The organism is Syntrophomonas sp. UBA5494, assembly GCF_002426325.1.
On sequence record NZ_DIPG01000006.1, the window covers coordinates 2,065 to 9,374 of the forward strand.

Annotated in this window: 6 protein-coding genes; 5 read left to right on the forward strand and 1 reads right to left on the reverse strand. The window is 54.3% G+C overall.

Annotated elements, in window-relative coordinates; genetic code table 11:
• A partial coding sequence (locus B3W37_RS00575; RefSeq protein WP_483174475.1) for a nitrilase-related carbon-nitrogen hydrolase occupies nt 1-341 on the reverse strand: 341 nt, incomplete at its 3' end.
• A gap of 312 nt (nt 342-653) precedes the next feature.
• On the opposite strand from B3W37_RS00575, the gene asnB reads away from it, so the two are divergent.
• The 5 genes from asnB to B3W37_RS00600 form a co-directional block, all read left to right on the forward strand.
• Complete coding sequence (gene asnB, locus B3W37_RS00580) at nt 654-2,483, forward strand: asparagine synthase (glutamine-hydrolyzing) (RefSeq protein ID WP_483174476.1); 1,830 nt, start codon at nt 654-656, stop codon at nt 2,481-2,483.
• A gap of 379 nt (nt 2,484-2,862) precedes the next feature.
• A complete protein-coding gene (locus B3W37_RS00585; RefSeq protein ID WP_481041509.1) occupies nt 2,863-3,432 on the forward strand; it encodes an ANTAR domain-containing response regulator in 570 nt (189 codons plus the stop codon).
• 16 nt (nt 3,433-3,448) lie between these two features.
• A complete protein-coding gene (glnA, locus tag B3W37_RS00590) occupies nt 3,449-4,789 on the forward strand; it encodes a type I glutamate--ammonia ligase (RefSeq protein ID WP_483174477.1) in 1,341 nt (446 codons plus the stop codon).
• A 33-nt stretch (nt 4,790-4,822) separates the two neighbouring features.
• Nucleotides 4,823-5,947 carry a class II glutamine amidotransferase gene (locus tag B3W37_RS00595; RefSeq protein ID WP_483169794.1) on the forward strand — a complete coding sequence of 375 codons (1,125 nt, stop codon included), beginning with the start codon at nt 4,823-4,825 and terminating at the stop codon, nt 5,945-5,947.
• A gap of 14 nt (nt 5,948-5,961) precedes the next feature.
• Nucleotides 5,962-7,310, forward strand: a 1,349-nt coding sequence (locus B3W37_RS00600) for a glutamate synthase-related protein (RefSeq protein WP_483174478.1), incomplete at its 3' end; no start/stop codon positions are given.

Sequence of the window (7,310 nt, forward strand, 5' to 3'; positions counted from 1 at the left end):
TTGTGGCGTTCGGCCAGAACCGCTCCCCGGTAAATCAGCACTGCCGAATTGTGCAGGGATTTGCCGGCCTCCGCGGAGAAGGTTGGGGTTCCTATCAATATGCCCAGGCCGTCATATCGTTCTGACAGGGCCACGACCTTTTCCAGATAGCGCTGGGTCTGTTCCACAAACCAGGGGCGTTCCAGGAGATCCTGAGGCGGATAGCCGATGGTGGTCAGTTCGGGAAAAACTACCAGATCACTGCTATCCAGACCGGCCCTGGCGACAGCCTTTTCGATAATCCGGAAGTTGCCTTCCAGATCACCTACGGTAGGATTGATTTGCGCAATCGTCACTCTCATGTCAGTATCCTCATTCAGGTCCTATATACGGCTTACAGGGCCTCCCGCATTCTCCGCTATCCGCATTAAAGTCAAGTATAGGGCGCCAAGCAATCATCTCCAGTATTTTGGTTCAATTCAATTATAGCCGGGAACTTTAACGAGGGGTAACCGTTTTTCTTTCGAGATCGTATCCACAACTGTTCAAGTATACACATGCTAAACGGTAACATCCCTATTATACTGGCATAAATCTATATTAGGCAATGAGGCCGAGAACTGTAAAGGCTCCTCATGCCCTTTTTTATTGCTAATTATAGGGAGGTATTTTTTATGTGTGGAATCGCCGGTTGGATCGGATGGGATGACGGATACAAATACAAACAGCCTATAGTTGAAAAAATGGTTAAGACCATGATGCACCGCGGGCCTGACGCCCAGGGCATATGGGTATCCTCCCACGCGGTTTTGGGCCACCGCCGCCTGGTGGTGGTTGACCCTGCCGGAGGGGCTCAGCCCATGCGGAGACAACATCGACAAAAGAGCGGTGTGATCACTTATAATGGAGAATTATACAACACTGCCGAATTGAGGACGGAACTGCAATCCAGGGGCTATAGATTCCAGTCCAGAAATTCCGATACGGAAGCACTTTTGCTCTCCTATCTGGAATGGGGCCCGGATTGTGTGAAAAGACTTAATGGCATATTCGCTTTCGCCATCTGGGATGAAAATGAACAGACTTTGTTCATGGCCCGGGACAGGATGGGGGTAAAGCCCTTATTTTACAGCCAGAAGGACGATCAATTCCTGTTTGCTTCGGAATTGAAAGCTCTTCTGGCCAACCCCTTGATAAGGCCGCAGGTCGACGCCGCAGGGCTGGCCGAGATTCTGGTGATGGGGCCGGGGCGCACCCCCGGGCATGGCATATTTAAAGGGATTCTCGAGCTGAAACCCGGCCATGCCCTGCTCTACAGCCGAGAGGGAAGCAAGAGCGGGTCTTATTGGCAACTACACCACCGGACCCATCATGAAGATGCGAAAACCACCGCCGCCCACCTGCGCTGTCTCCTGGAGGATATAGTCGAGCGGCAGATGTCGGCCGATGTTCCGCTTTGTACGCTCTTGTCCGGCGGCCTGGATTCCAGTCTTATAACCGCCCTGGCCAGTAAACATACCGCCACTGATTTGGCGCCGCTGCATACTTACTGTGTGGAATATGAGCAGAGCGAAACCAACCTCAGGCAGGCAGAGGCGGGGGATGCCTTCTGGGCGGAGAAGATTGCCGGGTTCCTGGGAACCCGGCATCACAAGGTCCGGGTTCACCCCCGGGATCTGTACTATGCTCTGTACAATGCCCTCCTGGCCACAGATTTACCGGGCATGGCCGATATAGATACCTCCCTGATGCTGCTGTGTACGGAAATGCGCCAGGACTATGTGGTGGCGCTTTCGGGCGAATGCGCCGATGAGATTTTTGGGGGCTATCCCTGGTTTCACCACCCCTCCGCAACGGGTTTCCCCTGGATGAAGAACCTGGAAGACCGTATGGCTACGCTCTCGCCTGAAATAACCGCTCTGATCAAGCCGGAGCAATACCTTGATCACCGTTATACCCAGGCATTATCGGAAATTTCCCTGGAGCCTGGCGAAGATGAGGAAGATTCACTCAAAAAGCGGATTTCTTACCTGACCATGACCCGGTTTATGCCCACCCTGCTCAACCGCAAGGACCGCATGAGTATGGCCTCGGGCCTGGAGATCCGGGTGCCCTTCAGTGACCACCGCCTGGTGGATTATGTCTGGAACATCCCCTGGCAATTGAAAATGGCAGGCGGAGAGGTAAAAGGGATCCTGCGCCAGGCTGCACAGGGTTTACTGCCCGATGGAGCCCTACATCGGATCAAAAGCCCTTATCCCAAGACAGAACATCCCCTCTACGCGGAGATGGTACGCTCCCGGATGCGCTCCTTGCTGGATGACCGCTCTTCCCCGCTCCTGGAATTGGTGCAAAAGAGCTCGATCAAGCTTATTCTGGAGTCTCAGGGCAAATATTTCCGGCAGCCATGGTACGGGCAATTAATGGGAGATGTGCAGTGGCTGGCCTACCTGATCCAGACCGATGCCTGGCTGCGCCTCTACCGGGTGGAGCTGCAGCTTTAACCGCAGCCATCATTCCTTATGATCCAATGCCGCCACCGTTCAAGTTAGAGCGTTAGCGGCATCAAGGGTATCAGTCAGAGGCATTCCCGGCAGCGCAACCTAGCGCTGTCGGATATTCGGGCTGGGATTGAGCGCCCCGCTGTCTCAGGAAAGAATTGCACGCGTAAAACCAAGTATACAATATATAAGAGCTTTACCCCTTGAATAGCCGCCTAAATGGGTTTACAATTTCCATGGAAAGATTACAGGCATAACTCAATAGCAATAACGGACAATGGCGTCCGAGGTATGTTGCTCGGTAAAAAAAGCGAATCATATCCTTGAGGCGCTTTTTTAATGTCCTGAACCCTGAGGAAACTAACAAAGGCAGGTGGTGCGATTGAGCGGCAAAGTTATAGTGGCTAGTGCAGTCAGCGCCGAACGCAAGCTCATAGCCGACATTCTCCGCCGGGCAGGTTTCCAGGTAATGGCCGAAACCAGTGACGCCAGCCACACCTTGAGGCGGATCCGTTCCCTGTACTGCGATTTGATCATAATCGACAAGGGTCTGGACGGCGGAAAAGGCTCCAAACTGGCCGAGATCGTGACCCAGGATCAGTTGGCAGCAGTGATACTGCTGGTAGACAATGATATATCGCACCTGGATCGAAAAGGCCATTACCTTATTAAACCAGTCAGCAGCGAAAAGATCATTCCGGCAGTGGAGTCGGCTTTATGGTACTGGAAACGGGAGAGCGAATTGCGGGCGCGCATCAGGAAACTCGAGGAAAAGTTGGAAACCCGGATTGTGATAGACAAAGTAAAAGGATTGCTCATGGATGTGAATGGTTGGAGCGAAAGTGAAGCCCACCATTTTATTCAGAAGGAAGCCATGAATCATAGCCTCAGTCTGAGGCAGGCGGCCCTGTTGATAGCAGAGCGTTTGGCCGATGCCAAACGCAAATCTTAATAAGGAGTGATCAACAATGAATAACGCGCAGAATGCCAGTGTAATCGAAAAAGTAAAAAATAATGGGGTGAGATTCATTCGCCTGCAATTCACTGATGTGACCGGGGTCTTAAAGAATGTCTCCATTCCTGCCAGCCAGTTGGAGAAGGCTCTTGAGGGGGAATTGATGTTTGACGGTTCTTCAATCGAAGGCTTCGCCAGGATCGAGGAATCGGATATGTATCTCATTCCTGATCCCAGCACCTTTGCGGTGATGCCCTGGCGGCCGGCTAGTGGAGCGGTGGCCCGCTTGATCTGCGATGTCTATACCCCTGAACCCAACAAAATGCCGTTTTTAGGCGACCCGCGTTCCAACCTGAAAAGGATCGTCAAGCAGGCCGAAGATATGGGCTATGTGATGAACGCCGGACCGGAATGCGAGTTTTTCCTGTTCACCGTCGATGAAGAAGGCAATCCCTTGATTCATACCCAGGATGAAGCCGGTTATTTCGACTTGGCTCCGGTGGACCTGGGGGAAGACGCCCGCCGTGACATGGTGTGCACCCTGGAAGATATGGGCTTCGAGATTGAGGCCTCCCATCATGAAGTGGCCCCCGGGCAGCACGAGATCGATTTCAAATATGGTCCGGCCTTAAGGGTGGCCGACGACATCGCCACCTTCAAACTGGTGGTAAGGACCATCGCTCAGCGCCACGGACTGCATGCCACTTTCATGGCCAAACCGATTGCGGGCATCAATGGTTCAGGGATGCATACCCATCAATCCTTATCGACTTTGGATGGCCAGAATGTATTCTATGATCCTGACACCCCCAATCAGTTGAGCGATATCGCACGCTGGTACATGGGAGGCATCATAAAGCATGCCCGGGGTTTGACCGCTATAACCAATCCCACGGTCAACTCTTACAAGCGGCTGGTTCCGGGTTATGAAGCCCCGGTATATGTAGCCTGGTCGGAACAGAACCGCAGCGCCTTAATCAGAGTCCCCGCCAAACGAGGTGCGTCTACACGCGTTGAAGTGCGGCATCCTGACCCGACCTGCAACCCTTACCTGGCTATGGCCGTAATGCTGGCATCTGGGCTGGACGGCATCAAGAATAAGATCGAGCCCCCTGCTTCAATAGATGCCAACATCTATCGCATGAGCCAGGCAGAGCGGGAAAGGCTGGGGATTGCCAGCCTGCCCGGATCACTGGCCGAAGCACTCCAGGCCCTGGATGAGGATGAACTGATTAAGGACGCCCTGGGACCGCACATCTATACCAAATATGTGGAAAGCAAATGGGCCGAGTGGGAGCGTTTTTGCCTGGAAGTCCATCCCTGGGAGACCAAAGAATATCTGCGCAAATTTTAAAGGGATTAATTGGATGGAGAGGAGGGATTCCCGGTGTTAAAACTGGAAGGAGATATCAGAATTCCGAGCGGCTGCGCTATTGCCGCGGTTATGAACCGTTCCGCAGAGCGTTTCGATGGCCATACCATCATAGCTTCGATAGCCACTATGCACAAACGTTCCAACGGATTGGGCGGCGGCTTTGCCGCATATGGGATCTATCCGGAATACCGGGATTATTACGCCCTGCATGTTTTTTACGATGATGACGGCGCCCGGCAGATGTGTGAGAGATATCTGCAGCACCACTTCAGAATAAAAGACCGTGAGCCGGTGCCGGTGCGCCGCACCCGGAAAATAACCGACGCCCCGCTGATATGGCGTTACTTTGCGGTGCCCCGGGAAGATAGGCTTTACCGTGAACAGCTCGGGGAGGAGGACTTCGTGGCCCGGGTGATGATGACCATCAATTCCGACCTGCGCGGGGCCTTCGTGGCTTCCAGCGGCAAGGATATGGCTGCTTTTAAAGGGGTGGGTTACCCTGAGGATATCGGGGAGTTCTTCCGCCTCGAAGAATATCAGGCTTACCTGTGGACCGCACATGGCCGTTTCCCTACCAATACCCCGGGATGGTGGGGAGGAGCCCATCCTTTTACACTGTTAAACTGGTCGGTGGTGCATAACGGGGAAATCTCGTCCTACAGCACCAACCGGCGTTATCTGGAGATGTACGGCTACAAAATCTCGCTGCAGACTGACACCGAGGTTATCGCCTACGCTTTTGACTTCCTGATGCGCCAGCAGGGTCTGAGCCTGGAGGATACTATCGATGTGATCGCGGCTCCCTTCTGGTCGAACCTGGAGCAGGAGAAGCAGGCCCATCTGCGCCGCAAATATGCCGGTCTCCTATTGAACGGCCCCTTTTCCATCATCGTTGCCACCAACAACGGTCTTATGGCGGTTAATGACCGCATTAAGCTGCGCCCCCTGGTGGCTGCCACCCGGGATGAGTTTCTGTATGTGGCCAGTGAGGAGTCAGCCATACGGGCAGTTGCTCCAGTACTGGACAGAGTCTGGTCTCCGGGCGGGGGAGAACCTATCATCGGGCTGCTCTACAACAAGAAGGGCTTGTTGGAGGCGAGCCCGGTCGGGTTGCAGACGGATGCCCAGTCAGCCTAAGGCAGGTGAGAAATATGACCCTGAGCATGTTAACCCCCGCGTTCACAGTGGGCCGGAATGAAGAGCGCTGTATCCGCTGCGGGGTATGTGTAAACCAATGTATCAACGAAGTGCATCACCTGGATGAAGACGGCTTCATGTGGGTGACGGATAAAAACTGTGTGGGCTGCCACCGTTGTGCGGTGTTGTGCCCCACCCAGGCCCTGGCCATAACCGAGTTTCCACTGGCCTTCAGACCCAATAACTACTGGTCATCTGCCAGCCTGCGTGAGATCTATGCCCAGGCTGAAACCGGCGGGGTGCTGCTGACCGGCATGGGAAATCCCCGCCCTTACCGGAGTTACTTCGATCACCTCCTGCTAAATGCCAGTCAGGTAACCAATCCGTCCATAGATCCCCTGCGGGAACCCATGGAATTGACCACCTATCTGGGCAACCAGGCGGCCATGCTGGGAGAGCGGGAAAAACCGCTTTTGAAACTGGAGGTTCCGGTAATGTTCTCCGCCATGTCCTACGGCGCGGTGAGCCTCAATGTTCAGAAATCCCTGGCCAGAGCCGCCAGGGAGATGGCAACTTTCTGGAATACGGGCGAAGGCGGGTTGCATAGCGATCTTAAAGAGTACGCGGACTCTACCATCGTTCAGGTGGCATCAGGGCGCTTTGGGGTTACCCCCGATTATTTAAACAATGCCGCCGCAGTAGAAATTAAAATCGGTCAGGGGGCTAAACCGGGTATTGGCGGACACCTGCCGGCGGAGAAGGTTTCCGCGGATGTGGCTAAAACCCGCATGATCCCGGCCTGGTCTGACGCCATTTCCCCGGCTCCGCACCATGACATCTATTCGATAGAAGACCTGGCCCAGTTGATCGAGACCTTGAAAGTGGCCACCAACTATCAGAAGCCCGTCTCGGTCAAAGTGGCCGCCGTTCATAATATATCCGCCATCGCATCAGGTATGGTCAGAGCCGGAGCCGACATAGTGGCTATCGACGGTTTTCGCGGGGCCACCGGGGCTGCTCCCATGCGTATCCGTGACAACATCGGCATCCCCATTGAAATGGCCATTGCCCAGGTAGATCAGCGTCTGCGCGATGAGGGCATCAGGCAAAGTGTTTCGCTGGTGGCAGCCGGCGGGATCCGCAACAGTGCTGATGTGGTCAAAATCCTGGCCCTGGGGGCTGATGCGGTGTATATCGGCACAGCCGCGCTGATCGCCCTGGGCTGCCACCTCTGCCAGACCTGCTTTACCGGGCGCTGCAACTGGGGCATCGCCACTACCGACCGGCAGCTGAGCAAACGGCTTAATCCTGAAATTGGAGCTATCAGAGCCATAAATCTGCTCAAGGCCTGGGAGCACGAGAT